10 protein-coding genes are annotated in these 11,851 nt (G+C 69.5%); 2 read left to right on the plus strand and 8 right to left on the minus strand.

All coding sequences use genetic code 11. The features are described from left to right. Positions 1-29 precede the first annotated feature (29 nt). From QTH90_RS11560 to QTH90_RS11590, 7 genes are all read right to left on the minus strand, one after another. The gene (locus tag QTH90_RS11560; RefSeq protein WP_286664692.1) at positions 30-1,508 is read right to left on the minus strand and encodes a DUF1501 domain-containing protein; all 1,479 of its coding nucleotides are present in this window, start codon (positions 1,506-1,508) and stop codon (positions 30-32) included. A gap of 11 nt (positions 1,509-1,519) precedes the next feature. Continuing rightward, on the minus strand, positions 1,520-3,349 hold the full coding sequence (locus QTH90_RS11565) for a DUF1800 domain-containing protein (protein WP_286664693.1): 1,830 nt from the start codon (positions 3,347-3,349) through the stop codon (positions 1,520-1,522). A 176-nt stretch (positions 3,350-3,525) separates the two neighbouring features. Continuing rightward, positions 3,526-4,350, minus strand: a complete 825-nt coding sequence (pyrF, locus tag QTH90_RS11570) for an orotidine-5'-phosphate decarboxylase (RefSeq protein WP_286664694.1) — start codon at positions 4,348-4,350, stop codon at positions 3,526-3,528. Between the two features lie 46 nt (positions 4,351-4,396). Continuing rightward, complete coding sequence (locus QTH90_RS11575; RefSeq protein WP_286664695.1) at positions 4,397-5,185, minus strand: uracil-DNA glycosylase family protein; 789 nt, start codon at positions 5,183-5,185, stop codon at positions 4,397-4,399. 142 nt (positions 5,186-5,327) lie between these two features. Beyond that, entirely contained in the window at positions 5,328-5,909 is a 582-nt protein-coding gene (locus QTH90_RS11580; protein WP_286664696.1) for a GNAT family N-acetyltransferase, read from the minus strand. Then, a complete protein-coding gene (tsaB, locus tag QTH90_RS11585) occupies positions 5,906-6,595 on the minus strand; it encodes a tRNA (adenosine(37)-N6)-threonylcarbamoyltransferase complex dimerization subunit type 1 TsaB (protein ID WP_286664697.1) in 690 nt (229 codons plus the stop codon). Before tsaB ends, QTH90_RS11580 begins: the two co-directional genes overlap by 4 nt. Next, the gene (locus QTH90_RS11590; RefSeq protein ID WP_286664698.1) at positions 6,588-7,604 is read right to left on the minus strand and encodes a DMT family transporter; all 1,017 of its coding nucleotides are present in this window, start codon (positions 7,602-7,604) and stop codon (positions 6,588-6,590) included. Before QTH90_RS11590 ends, tsaB begins: the two co-directional genes overlap by 8 nt. Before the next feature lie 134 nt (positions 7,605-7,738). Between QTH90_RS11590 and dacB the strand changes: the two genes are divergently transcribed. Both dacB and QTH90_RS11600 read left to right on the plus strand, forming a co-directional pair. Further along, positions 7,739-9,169, plus strand: coding sequence for a D-alanyl-D-alanine carboxypeptidase/D-alanyl-D-alanine endopeptidase (gene dacB, locus QTH90_RS11595; RefSeq protein WP_286664699.1), 1,431 nt, complete (start codon positions 7,739-7,741; stop codon positions 9,167-9,169). 108 nt (positions 9,170-9,277) lie between these two features. Then, positions 9,278-10,828 carry an alpha/beta hydrolase family protein gene (locus QTH90_RS11600; RefSeq protein WP_286664700.1) on the plus strand — a complete coding sequence of 517 codons (1,551 nt, stop codon included), beginning with the start codon at positions 9,278-9,280 and terminating at the stop codon, positions 10,826-10,828. A gap of 16 nt (positions 10,829-10,844) precedes the next feature. Here QTH90_RS11600 and QTH90_RS11605 read toward each other — a convergent pair whose 3' ends face one another. Next, positions 10,845-11,846 carry an L-threonylcarbamoyladenylate synthase gene (locus QTH90_RS11605; RefSeq protein ID WP_286664701.1) on the minus strand — a complete coding sequence of 334 codons (1,002 nt, stop codon included), beginning with the start codon at positions 11,844-11,846 and terminating at the stop codon, positions 10,845-10,847. Positions 11,847-11,851 lie beyond the last annotated feature (5 nt).

Genomic DNA, 11,851 nt, shown 5'->3' on the forward strand with positions numbered 1-11,851 from the left:
TCGGGGGCTCGGAGATTACTCCACCCGGCTCAGGCCATGAAGCCGACGTTTTTCGGGTAGTCGATGCCGTTGGCGTTGCCGCCGAAGTTCTTCAGGTTCGGCAGGATGCCCGGCAGGTCGGCATCGGGCACGCCGAACCACCTGGCGAGCGTCGCGCCGTACTGGTCGACCGAGGTCGTCGGGATCAGGCGGCCCTGCCCCACGTGGCCCTCGTAGCCGGGGAGCTTGGCGTCGTTGTTGATGCTGACGACCTGCGGCGTGCCGTAGAACTGCTTGCCGTTGACGGCGCCGCCGACGACGAAGTGGTGGCTGCCCCAGCCATGGTCGGAGCCATCGCCGTTGCTGGCCAGCGTGCGGCCGAAATCCGACGCCGTGAAAGCGGTGACCTTGTCGGCAATGCCGAGCGCGGCCGTCTGACGATAGAAGGCGGTCATCGCGTCGCTCAACTGCTGCATCAGCCCGGGCTGGTTGGCGATCAGGTTGTCGTGCAGGTCGAAGCCGCCCATCGACACGAAGAACACCTGCCGCTTGACGCCCAGCGCGGTGCGGCCATGGATGAGCCGGGCCACCATCTTCAGCTGGCGAGAGAGGCCCGTGTTCAGCGCGCCGAAGGAATCGACCGGGAGCGCGCCCGAGAGCGCGCCGGTGACGGTCGTCTCGGCTTCCACCGCACGCTTGGTGACGCGGTTGTATTCGTTCTCCAACACATGGCTGCGTGCTTCCTGCACCAGCTGCGCCATCGCGGACCGGACGGAGGCCGACACGTACCCGCCCGTGCCCTTGACGCTGTTGATGCCGACGGCGCCGTTGGTGCTGACCTGGTACTGCAGCGCCTGGTCGCCCGAGAGGAACACGGCGTTGCCCGCGACGGACATGCAGGTGAAGAGCGAGTTGGCGTTCGCGCCCTGCGACAGCGCCAGGTCGCCAAGGTTGCCGCCCCAGCCCACCGTCGAGCCTTCCGGCGATGACGACTGCCAGGTCGACTGCTGGTCGTTGTGCGAGAACAGCTTGGGCGGCTGCGGGTAGAGCTTCTTGTTGCTGTTGTTGTACTGCGCCCGATTGAGCGGCACCACCAGCGGGCCGACGTTGAGCTGCACCGCGGCCTTGCCGTCGACGTTGAAGAGGTTCGCCAGCTGGGTCATCGACGGGTGCAAGGCGTACTGGCGCCCGTCCGCCAGAGGCGTGGTGGGCGTCAACAGCGTCTTCGCCACGTCCATGTCGTTCTTGGCGATGGCGATGCCGCCCGAGGCCTGCGGGATGCGGATGGCGCTGTAGGCGTTGTAGCTCGGGTCGTCATAGGTGATGACGGTGTTGGCGTAGTCGTTGCCGCCGAACAGGAAGACGCAGACCAGCGCCTTGTAGTCGTCGCCGGGCGCGGCCTGCGCGGCTGCTTCGCCCATCGCGGCCAGGTTGAGCGCGAAGGGCAAGGCGGTGCCGGCCATGGCCAGCTGGCCGGAACGGCGCAGGAAGGCGCGGCGGCTATGGGCTGCAGGATCGATCAGATGCATCGCGCGTTCCCTTATTTCTGGATGAGGTAGGAGGGCGAGGCCATCACCATCAGCACCGCGGCGTACACGCGGTTGAGCTTGGCGGCGTCGGTGCTGGTCGCGTTCACGGCGGGCGTGTTGAGCGCGCTGGCGATCACCGCCTGCGTCGCGGCCGACAGCTGGTTGCCGGCGAGCAGCAGGTTCAGGCGCCGCACCAGCGCCGCGGGGTCCAGCACCAGCGCGAATTCGCTCGCATAGGTCGCGTTCACGTCCTTGGTGTTCCTCGGCAGCGCACCCTGCATGTAGTTGAGGTAGCCGCCGACGCTGGTTTCGTTGACCACCTGGAATTCGGGCGCGACCATCTTCGCGCTGGCGATCGCCGTCGAAGGCGGCACGTAGCCGGGGCGGAAGAAGTTGAAGACCGAGGGCGAACGCAGCGGGCTCTGGCCGAGCTGGCTGTTCGGCTGGGAGAGGTCGCCGATCTTCCAGTTGCCGGTGGTCGACACGGCGCCGAAGGTGCGCGCCCATTGCACGAAGCGCAGCATGGGCTCGCGCAGGCGGCCGAAGGCCGGGTCGCTCAAGCCGGCCGGGCTGCGCGCCTCGTTGTCCAGCACCACGGCAGCGAAGACGCTCTTCATGTCGCCGCGCACGCCGGAACCGTTGTCCGAGAAGACGTCGGACACGCGCTTGACGTAGGCCGCGCTCGGGTTGCTGGTCACCAGGCGCTGGATCAGCTGCTTCCCGATGAAGGGGCCGACGTTCGGATGGTTGAACAGCGTGTCGAGCGCGATCTTCAGCGCGGCCTTGCCCTCGGTGCCCGCCGGCACCGTGGCGCCGAGGAACCTCGCTTCGAGCGTCGAATGCCGCGAAGCCGTGAGCGCCATCGGGCGCGTGGTCCACAGGTTGCTCTCGGAGGTGGACCCATCGGGCCGGATGAAGCCGCCCGCCGTGCCGGCCTTTTCGTCGGTGCGGAGGTCGACGTCGTAGCCGGTGAAGACGCGTGCCAGGTTGGTCACGTCGTCGAGGGTGTAGGTGTCGAGCGGCGTGCCATCGGCGCCGGTCTTGACGGTGCCGTCGGCATTGAGCTGGTAAAGCCCGATGGACATGAGCTGCATGACCTCGCGCGCGTAGTTCTCGTCCGGCTGCCGGCCCTGGGCGTTTTCCTTCTGGTTGCCCTTGGTGTTGAGGTAGTAGCCCATCGCGGGGTTGAGCGTCACGTCCTCCAGCAGCTTGCGGAAGTTGCCGGTGACGCCCGCGACCAGCGTGTCCCAGTACTGGGCCATCACGTAGTTGGACCAGTTGGCGCCGATGTCGTTGGACGACACCACGAAGATCTCGGTCAACGCCAGCGCCATGCGCTTGCGGAAGCCGTCCGGCGCGGTCATGAGCTGGTTCCAGATCATGTCGTCGGTGTTGACGGCGTTGTAGGGCTTGCTCGCGATCCAGTCCCAGCCGGTCTGCGTGGCGGGGCGGTCCACCTGCTCGCCCAGCCAGGCCAGGTAGCCCTTGCTGCGCACGGCGGCGATCTCCGCGTCGGAGGCGGAGAACTGCGATTGCAGGAGAAAGCGCGCGGCCTCGTCGTCGGTCCTGGCTTCGGGATAGACGTAGGTCTGCGCGGTCGGCGTGCTGGCGAGCGCGGTCAGCGAACCGGCTTGGCCGGCGGTGCCCGGCGCGGCGAACCCGCCACCTCCGCCGCTGCCTCCACCGCCTCCACACGCCGCGAGGGCGGCGGCCGCGGCCAGTGCGGCCGCGAGCGGGATCGGGTTGTGCGGCTCGGCCGCGGGGGCGGGCATGGACGTCTGCTCCACGCGCACCAACTCATCGGTCGCCTCGGCGCGACCGGTCGCGATGTCTTCCACCATGGACTCCTCACTCCTCGGCGCTCCGGCGCCGTACCTTTCAGGCAAGTGCCGTGCCCGGCCGTTGCCAGGGCCAAAGCGCTTCAGGAGGGGGTCAACGAGACACTATTTGTTAAGAAGTGTGACTTTTTTCGTCACACAACCACGCGCCGGTGTGGCAGGCGGCGCGGAATGTCGCCTCAGGATTTGGCGGCTTCGAGCCCGTCGCGGGTCCGGGTCGCCTCGCGCCGGGCGGCTTCGGCAAAGTCGTCGCCGGAGGAGGCATAGCAGATGGCACGGGAGGAGTTGACGACGATCGGCGCATCCTGGCGCCAGCCTGCGCGCACGGTGGCGACGGCATCGCCGCCTTGCGCACCCACCCCGGGGATCAGCAGCGGCACCGTGGGCGCCAGCGCCCTGACCCGCTCGATCTCGGCCGGATAGGTGGCCCCGACCACCAGCCCCAGCTGGCCGTTCAGGTTCCACGGACCCTGCGCGAGCCGTGCCACGTGTTCATAGAGGAAGGGCTCTCCTTCCACGCCCGCAAGGCGCTGGCCCTGCAGGTCGGCGCCGCCCGGATTGCTGGTGCGGCACAACAGGAAGGCGCCCTTGCCCTCGTGGCGCAGATAGGGCTCGACCGAATCGAAGCCCATGAAGGGCGACAGGGTGACGGCATCGGCGCCGTAGCGCTCGAAAGCCTCGCGGGCGTACTGCTCGGCCGTCGAGCCGATGTCGCCGCGCTTGGCATCGAGGATCGTGGGCACATGCGGCGCGTTGCGGCGCATGTGCTCCATGAGCTGCTCCAGCTGCCCTTCGGCCCGGTGGGCGGCGAAGTAGGCGATCTGCGGCTTGAAGGCGATCGCGAGATCGGCCGTGGCATCGACGATGCGGGCGCAGAAGTCGTAGATCTTGCTGGCGTCGCCCTTCAGGTGGGCGGGGAATTTCGTCGGTTCGGGGTCGAGGCCGACGCACAGCAGCGAGCCGTTTTGGCGCTCGGCGGCGCGCAGCTTGTCCAGGAAGGTCATGGGACGGAATTTTAGGCGCGCGGGCTCCGGCTGCCCGGCGCGGGCCTCAGCCGGCGCGTGCGAGCTGTTCGGCGGCCAGGCAGAGGTCGGCCCAGGCGCGGCCCTTGTCGGCCGGGTTGCGCAGCAGGTAGGCCGGGTGGTAGGTCGCGACGACGGGCGGCGCGTCCTGCACGCCGGGCAATATCGCCACCGGCAATGCGCGACCACGCAGCTTGCCGAGCGGATCGCCGCTTTGCAGCAGGCTCTGCGCCGCGAGCGGCCCCATGGCGAGCACGAGCCTTGGCGCCAGCGCGGCAGCGTGCTCCGCGAAGACATCGGCGATGGGGCGCGGGCTCTCCGGCTGGCCCGAGGCCACGCCCCGGTGGGTGCGCATCAGGTGGACGGGCGTCTCGCCGTCGTGCAGTTGCAGGGCGCGCAGCATGTTGTCGAACAGCCGTCCCGCATCGCCGGCAAAGGGCTCGCCGTGGCGACCGTCGAGTTCGGGCGGCATGTCCGCGACGATGAGCCAGCCGCCCTGGGGTGCGGCCGCGTCGCCGTAGAGAAGCCGTGGCGCATCGACGAGGATGGAAGCGCCGTGGGTCGCAGGGACCGGCGCGCGGGGCGCCATGGCAGGTGCGGCCGCTGGCTCCACCGCCCGTGCGCGAACAGGCGCAGCGGGCGCGCGTTGCTCCACGGACGCTTCGTCCACAACGGCATCGCCGGCTGCGGGCGCCACCGCCGCGGCGACAGCCGGCGCTTCGACCTGCTCCCCCTTCGGCCACCAGAAGAGCTTGATGCCCATCTCGTCCAGCATCGCGCGCTGCCGCGCATCAAGAGTCACCCCACCCGTAGTCATTTCAAAGAATCCCTGAATCCGAGGCCGGCAAAGCCAGGCCCGTTCGTGAAACACCGCGGAACCGGCTCCGCCGGGCCGCCGGTGTTGCCCCCTGCAAGGGGGTGGGCGAAGCGACACGAAGTGCGCGAAGCCTGGGGGTGCCTCACTTCAAGCCTCCCCAGGCGCTGGTCGATTCGTGCAGGCGAAGGCTCATGACCACCGCATCTTCACGGCGACCGTCGTGCGCGGGGTAGTAGCCCTTGCGCATGCCGACGCGGCGAAAGCCATTGCGCTCGTAGACCGCGAGCGCGCGCGCATTGCTCGCGCGCACTTCGAGCCACAGCCATTGCGCGTTCTGCCCGCGCGACCAGCCGGCCAGCGCCTCCAGCATCAGCGGCGCCCAACCCTGCCTGTGAAAGGCCGGCGCCACCGTGATGTTGAGCAGGTGCACTTCATCCACGCCCTTCATGGCGACGAAATAGCCGATCAGCGTTTCTTCTTCGGCACGGCCCACCGCCCGGCTCCACAAGGCACGCACGCCGCTCGGGGGCGGCGCAGACTGGCCGTCGGTCGCAGGCGCCACGAGGCACTGGCAGTGGTAGCCGGCGAGCAGGGAATCGGTGAAATTGGCCTGCGTCCAGGGGTGCGTGAATGCCGCCTGCTCGATGGCGCAGACGGCGGGGATGCGCTCGGCCGTCATCGGCTCGAGGCGGGCTTCACGCGGCTGTTGCAGGACGGCGCTCATGGTGAGTGGGTGGCCGCCGCCTTGATGGCGGCGCGCTCTTCGGTTGTCTGCGCCACTTTATCGCGAACATAGAGCGGCCACGCGTCGGCCGGCGCGACGGTGCGGCCGGCGGCCAGCAGCGCGGGTGCCAGGCGCAGCATGGCCGCCGCGGTGGGCAGCACCTCGTGCCGCGCCGCCGCGCGCGGGAGGCGCTCGCCGTACGCCGCGAAGGCATTGCCCGCGAGCGCCCAGCCGGCGGGCACGGCGACGCTTTCAGGCGCCAGCAGCTCCGCTTCGCTGGCGGTGACTTCGAGGCCGAGGTCGTAGCACGCCGTGTAGACCTGCTCCATCCGCGCATCGAGCACTGCAACCACCCGCTCGACACCGTGGCGATGGCGCGCTTCCTCGGCGACGGCATGGAGGGTGTCGATCGGCAGGAGCCGCACGCCGGCGCCGAAGCCCAGGCCCTGCGCAACCGAGCAGGCCGTGCGCAATCCGGTGAAGGATCCGGGCCCGCGCCCGAAGGCGATCGCGTCGAGTTCGCGGAGCGTCAGGCCGGCTTCGGCGAGCAGTTGCTGGATCAGCGGGATCAGCGTCGACGACGATTGCGCGCCGCCGACGCCGCTGTGTTCGAGCAGCGTGTCGCCGTGCCGGACGGCGATCGACAGCGCCTCGGTGCTGGTGTCGAAGGCGAGCAGCCTAGGCATCGATGCCTCCCCTCGCCGCGGCGGGCACCACGGGGGCGTTCGACTTCACGACCGCCGCGCGGCTGCGCTGCACGCCGAACAGGATGCCCGCGGTGACCAGCAGCAGGCCTGCGATGAGGTTCCAGTGGAGCGGCTCGTCCAGGAAGATCACCGCGCCGAGCGCCGAGAGCCCCGGCACCAGGGCCGTGATCATGGTGGAACGCACGGGGCCGAAATACTGAATCATCCGCGTGAAGGCGATGCCCGAGATGACGACCGAGCCCACGCCCTGGAACAGCATCTGGAAGGCGATTTCGCCGACAGGTGCGGTGTCGAGCCGGCTCGCTACCGCGCCGAACGCCGCCAGCAGCGCGTAGACCGGCACATAGGTCATGAACGCGAACACGGTGATGGCAATGGTTGCGCGCACGGCTTCGAGCCCGTGCTTGCGCACCACCACGCTGTAGCAGGCCCAGCAGAAGGCCGCGCCCATGAAGAGCAGGTCGCCCTTCCAGATGGCGCCGCCTTCCAGCGCATGCAGCAGGCTGGCGCCGCCGACGAAGAGATCGCCGACGACGATGAAGGCCAAGCCCAGGGCGCGCCCGGGCGTGATGCGGTCGCGCAGCACGATGGCCGCCAACACCGCTGTCCACAGCGGGAGGCTGCCGGGCATGAGCACGGAGGCGTGGGTGGCCGGCGCGAAGACGAAGCCGGTGTAGGCCAGCAGCGCGTAGGCCAGACCGCCGAAGATTCCGGCGATGGCAGTGAGGCGCAGCGGGAGCGGCGACAGGCCGAAGAACGAGCTTTGCGCGGCCGGATCGCTCGCGCGGGAGCGCATCACCAGCCAGGCGCCCCAGGGCATCAGCACCAGGCTGGCGCCGCAGATGCGGGCGAATGTGATGTCGAAGGGGCTGAGCGACCGGCCGGCGGAGGCTCGCGCGATCACGATGAAGGCGGTCCAGACCAGAACGGTGACGATGGCTGCGCCGATGCCGATGGTGCGGGGAGAAAAACGGGGAGCAACGGGCATCGGTGGATTATCAGCTCCCCCCCAGGCTTGCCCACTTCGTGTGGCCGCCTACCCCCTACCGGGGGCAACACCAGCGGCCCGGCGAAGCCGGTTCCGCGGTGTTTCTGGTGTGGGCGGGCGGGATAATCGTTGGGATGTCTTGCTTGTCTCTTGTCTTGCGGCGCTTCGGTCGCGTGCTTCCGGTTGTTTTTGCGCTTTCGCTGGTGCCGTTTCACGTCGGGGCGCAAGCGCTTCCCGGTGAAGTCGATGCTGCGCTGGTCCGCGCCAAGGTGCCGCGCGACGCGGTGACGATGCTGGTGGTCGATGCGGAGGGCATCCGTCCGCCCCGGCTTGCATGGCGCACCCAGACGCAGGTCAATCCGGCGTCGATCATGAAGCTGGTCACCACCTATGCCGCGCTCGACCTGCTGGGGCCGGCCTTCACGTGGACCACGCCGGTGTACGTCGACGGGCCCGTGCGCAACGGCGTGCTCGAAGGCAACCTCTATATAAGAGGGCAGGGCGACCCGAAGCTCGTGCTCGAACGGCTGTGGCTGCTGTTGCGCCGCGTGCAGGGACTGGGCATCCAGAGCATCAACGGCGACATCGTGCTGGACCGCAGCGCATTCGAAGTCGCGGACACCGATCCGTCCGCCTTCGACGGCGAGGGCCTGCGCCCCTACAACGCCGCGCCGGACGCGCTGCTGATCAATTTCAAGTCGGTCGTCATGACCTTCGTGCCCAACCGTGCGACGCAGACGGCGCAGGTGAGCTTCGAGCCCGCGCTGGCCGGCGTGACCTCGCAAGCCACGGTGCCGCTCTCGGCCGGCGAGTGCGGCGACTGGCGCACCACGCTGGCGGCCGACTTCGCTGATCCGGCACGCCTTGGCTTCACGGGCAGCTTCCCGGCCGCGTGCGGCGAGAAGGTCTGGCCCGTGGCCTATGCGGACCCTCGCAGCTATGCGGCGCGCGCGGTCGGCGGGCTCTGGATCGAGATGGGCGGCCGCATCAGGGGCGTGGTGCGCGACGGCCGCGTGCCTGCGGAACTCAAGCCTGCTTTCGAGTTGCCCTCGCCGCCACTGGCCGAGGTGATCCGCGACATCAACAAGTACAGCAACAACGTGATGGCGCAGCAGCTCTTTCTTACGCTGGGCCTGCAGCAGAAGAAGCGCGGCACGCTCGACGGTGCGCGCTCGACCATGCGCCAGTGGTGGAACGATCGCATCGGCACCGGCGAAGGACAGCCGGTGTTCGACAACGGTTCAGGCCTCTCGCGCGAGGAGCGCATCAGCGCCGCCGCGCTCGCGAAGATGCTGCAGGTGGCCTGGCGCTCGCCGGTGATGCCCGAGCTGGTGTCCTCGCTGCCGGCTTCGGGCGTCGACGGCACGCTGCGCAAGCGCGGCCTGCGCTCGGGCGGCTCGGCCCACCTCAAGACCGGCACCCTGCGCGATGCCGCGGGCGTGGCAGGCTTCGTCCATGCCGCGAGCGGGCGGCGCTATGTGGTCATCGCCATCGCGAATCACGGCAACGCCGTGGCGGCGCGGCCGGCCTTCGACGCGCTGGTCGACTGGGCGGCGCAGGACTGACCGGCAGCTGACCGCCACGCCATGTAGGCGAACTCCGCTTGCGCGGCTTGTCGCCCCTGCCCAGAATCAGGCGCAAAACCGATTCCGGCCATTGCAGGAGACAAGCCCATGACCCGTTTGCCCGCCGCCCTCGCCCTGACGGGCATCGCGCTCATCCTCTCCGGCTGCGGAGGCGGCGACAACGGCTTCGCGTTCCAGGTGCCGTCCGTGGTGGATTCGGGGCGCGGCTCGGTCGTGACCTTTCCGCCCGAGCGGACGAAGCAGCTGTCGCTCAACGATTTCACGTCGCTGCTCGCATCGACGCCCCAGGGCGCGCAGATCCAGCAGGTGACCGGGGCCGCCAAGTGCGGTGTCGACATCCGCTATCTGGAGTACCGCACCGTCGGCGGCCAGGGGGAGGAAACCAACGCCACGGCCGCCATCATGGTGCCCACGGGCAGCGACCCCGTCTGCAACGGGCAGCGCCCGACCGTGCTGTACGCCCATGGCACCACGCCGGCGCGCGACTACAACCTCGCCAGGTGGACCGAGGCCAACCAGCCCGCCGGCGGCGAAGGCATGATCGTCGCGGCCATGTTCGCCGCCCAGGGCTACATCGTGGTCGCGCCCAACTACGCGGGCTACGACAAGTCGACGCTGCCCTATCACCCCTATCTCAACGGCGACCAGCAGGGCAAGGACATGGTCGACGCGCTGACGGCAGCGCGCAAGACCTTCTCGGTGATCAGCGCATCCGACTCGGGCACGCTGCTGATCACCGGCTATTCGCAGGGCGGCTACGTGGCCATGGCGGCGCATCGCGAGATGCAGGCGACCGGCAAGACGGTGACCGCCGCCGCGCCGCTGTCCGCGCCTTCGGCCATCAGCCTGCTGACGGACTACAGCTTCAGCGGCTGGCCGGCGCTGGGCTCCACGCTCTTCACGCCCCTGCTCTCGACCAGCTGGCAGAAGCAGTTCGGCAACGTCTACACGTCCACCAGCGACATCTATGAAGCGCAGTTCGCACCGGGCATCGACACCCTGCTGCCGAGCCTGACGCCGATCAACACCCTGTACCAGACCGGCAAGCTGCCGCCGCTCGCGCTTTATCCGGCCAACGCCGTGCCGGGGCCGGTCAGTCCCGCGCTGTCGATCTTCTATGGGCCCAACAACCTGGTCCGGCAAAGCTACCTGACACAGGCGGCCAACGACATCCAGGCCAATCCCTGCGCCGGCAACGCCCTGCCGGCGACGGCCGCATCACTGGGCACCACGACGCCGCTCAACTGCCAGCCGCTGCTCGGTTTCCGGAAGGCCGCAGTCGCCAACGACCTGCGCAACTGGCTGCCGACCCGGCCCGTGATGATGTGCGGGGGCGCCAACGACCCGACCGTGAACTTCCTGAGCACGCGCGCTACCGCAGGCTATTTCCGCGGCCGCGGCATGCCGGCCGCGGCATTGACGGTGGTGGACCTCGAGGACGCCGCCACGACCGATGCCTTCTCGTCCGCGCGGGCCGGGTTTGCCGCCGCCAAGGCCAACCTTGCCGCCAGCACGCCCGGCACGCCTGCGGACCAGGCGCAGGCGGTCACGCTGGCGTATCACGGCACGCTGGTGATGCCGTTCTGCCTGGCATCGGCCCGCGGCTTCTTCCAGGGCGTGCTCGCTTCGGGACTCTGAAGCCGGACTGCGGGCTTCAGGCCGCGGCTGCGCGCTGCAGGCGGTCCCGGACGCCTTCCCATTCGGGCTCCGGAGGCGGGGTCTCGACCCAGATCAGCTTGACGCCTTCGGCGTCGAAGGCGCGCAGCACCGCGAAAAGCTGCTGCGCGGTCGCTGCCGCATCGTCCGGCATGCGACGCTGCAGCACGCGCTGCGACCGGCTCTTGAGTGCGGTACGAGACCACACGGCGATGTGCGCGGCATTCGCGCCGAGCACGTCGAGCCCCGTCTGCAGCGCCTTGGCATCCATCAGTCGCACCTTGGCGCTGGGTGCGTAGTGCGCTTCGAGCGTTCCGGAGGCACGCGGATCGGGCGCGGCGAGGTCTTCCTTGTCGCGCAGTGCTTCGCCGCAGGCCGACTCGATCTGCGCGCGCGTGATGGCGCCGGGGCGCAGCAGCACGGGGGCGCCGCGGCTGCAATCCACGATGGTTGATTCGATGCCGACCTCGCAGGGGCCGCCGTCGATCACGAGCAGCTCGTCGCCGAACTCCTCGTGCACGTGCAGCGCGGTCGTCGGGCTCACACGCCCGAAGCGGTTGGCGCTCGGCCCCGCGACACCGTACACGCCCTGCCGGGCGCAAGCCGCGAGCAGCGTCTGCGCCACCGGATGGGAGGGGCAGCGAAGGCCGATGGTGTCCTGGCCGCCGGCCGCAGCCGCGCCGACGCCCGGCTGGCGGGCGACGATCAGGGTCAGGGGCCCGGGCCAGAAGGCGCGCACCAGCTTCTGTGCGAACAGGGGCAGCGGCTGGGCGAATCGCGCCAGGGCCTCGGTGCCCGTCGCGCCAGCCGGCACATGCACGATCAGCGGGTGATCGCTTGGCCGGCCCTTGGCCGCGAAGATCTTCGCGACGGCGGTGTCGCTGCCCGCATCGGCGCCCAAGCCGTAGACGGTCTCGGTCGGAAAGGCGACGAGCCCGCCGTCGCGCAGGACCGCGGCGGCCTCGTCGATGGCTTCGGGCGTGCGGCCGTCGCGGATCATTCCGC

It is taken from the genome of Variovorax flavidus, from assembly GCF_030317145.1.
Classification (GTDB): domain Bacteria; phylum Pseudomonadota; class Gammaproteobacteria; order Burkholderiales; family Burkholderiaceae_C; genus Variovorax; species Variovorax flavidus.

What these genes read in the sequence shown, in the direction of transcription:
- tsaB (WP_286664697.1), bottom strand. Translation starts at nt 6,595, where the DNA reads ATGCCTAGGCTGCTCGCCTTCGACACCAGCACCGAGGCGCTGTCGATC.
- QTH90_RS11590 (WP_286664698.1), bottom strand. Translation starts at nt 7,604, where the DNA reads ATGCCCGTTGCTCCCCGTTTTTCTCCCCGCACCATCGGCATCGGCGCA.
- QTH90_RS11600 (WP_286664700.1), top strand. Translation starts at nt 9,278, where the DNA reads ATGACCCGTTTGCCCGCCGCCCTCGCCCTGACGGGCATCGCGCTCATC.
- QTH90_RS11605 (WP_286664701.1), bottom strand. Translation starts at nt 11,846, where the DNA reads ATGATCCGCGACGGCCGCACGCCCGAAGCCATCGACGAGGCCGCCGCG.
- QTH90_RS11580 (WP_286664696.1), bottom strand. Translation starts at nt 5,909, where the DNA reads ATGAGCGCCGTCCTGCAACAGCCGCGTGAAGCCCGCCTCGAGCCGATG.
- pyrF (WP_286664694.1), bottom strand. Translation starts at nt 4,350, where the DNA reads ATGACCTTCCTGGACAAGCTGCGCGCCGCCGAGCGCCAAAACGGCTCG.
- dacB (WP_286664699.1), top strand. Translation starts at nt 7,739, where the DNA reads ATGTCTTGCTTGTCTCTTGTCTTGCGGCGCTTCGGTCGCGTGCTTCCG.
- QTH90_RS11565 (WP_286664693.1), bottom strand. Translation starts at nt 3,349, where the DNA reads ATGGTGGAAGACATCGCGACCGGTCGCGCCGAGGCGACCGATGAGTTG.
- QTH90_RS11560 (WP_286664692.1), bottom strand. Translation starts at nt 1,508, where the DNA reads ATGCATCTGATCGATCCTGCAGCCCATAGCCGCCGCGCCTTCCTGCGC.
- QTH90_RS11575 (WP_286664695.1), bottom strand. Translation starts at nt 5,185, where the DNA reads ATGACTACGGGTGGGGTGACTCTTGATGCGCGGCAGCGCGCGATGCTG.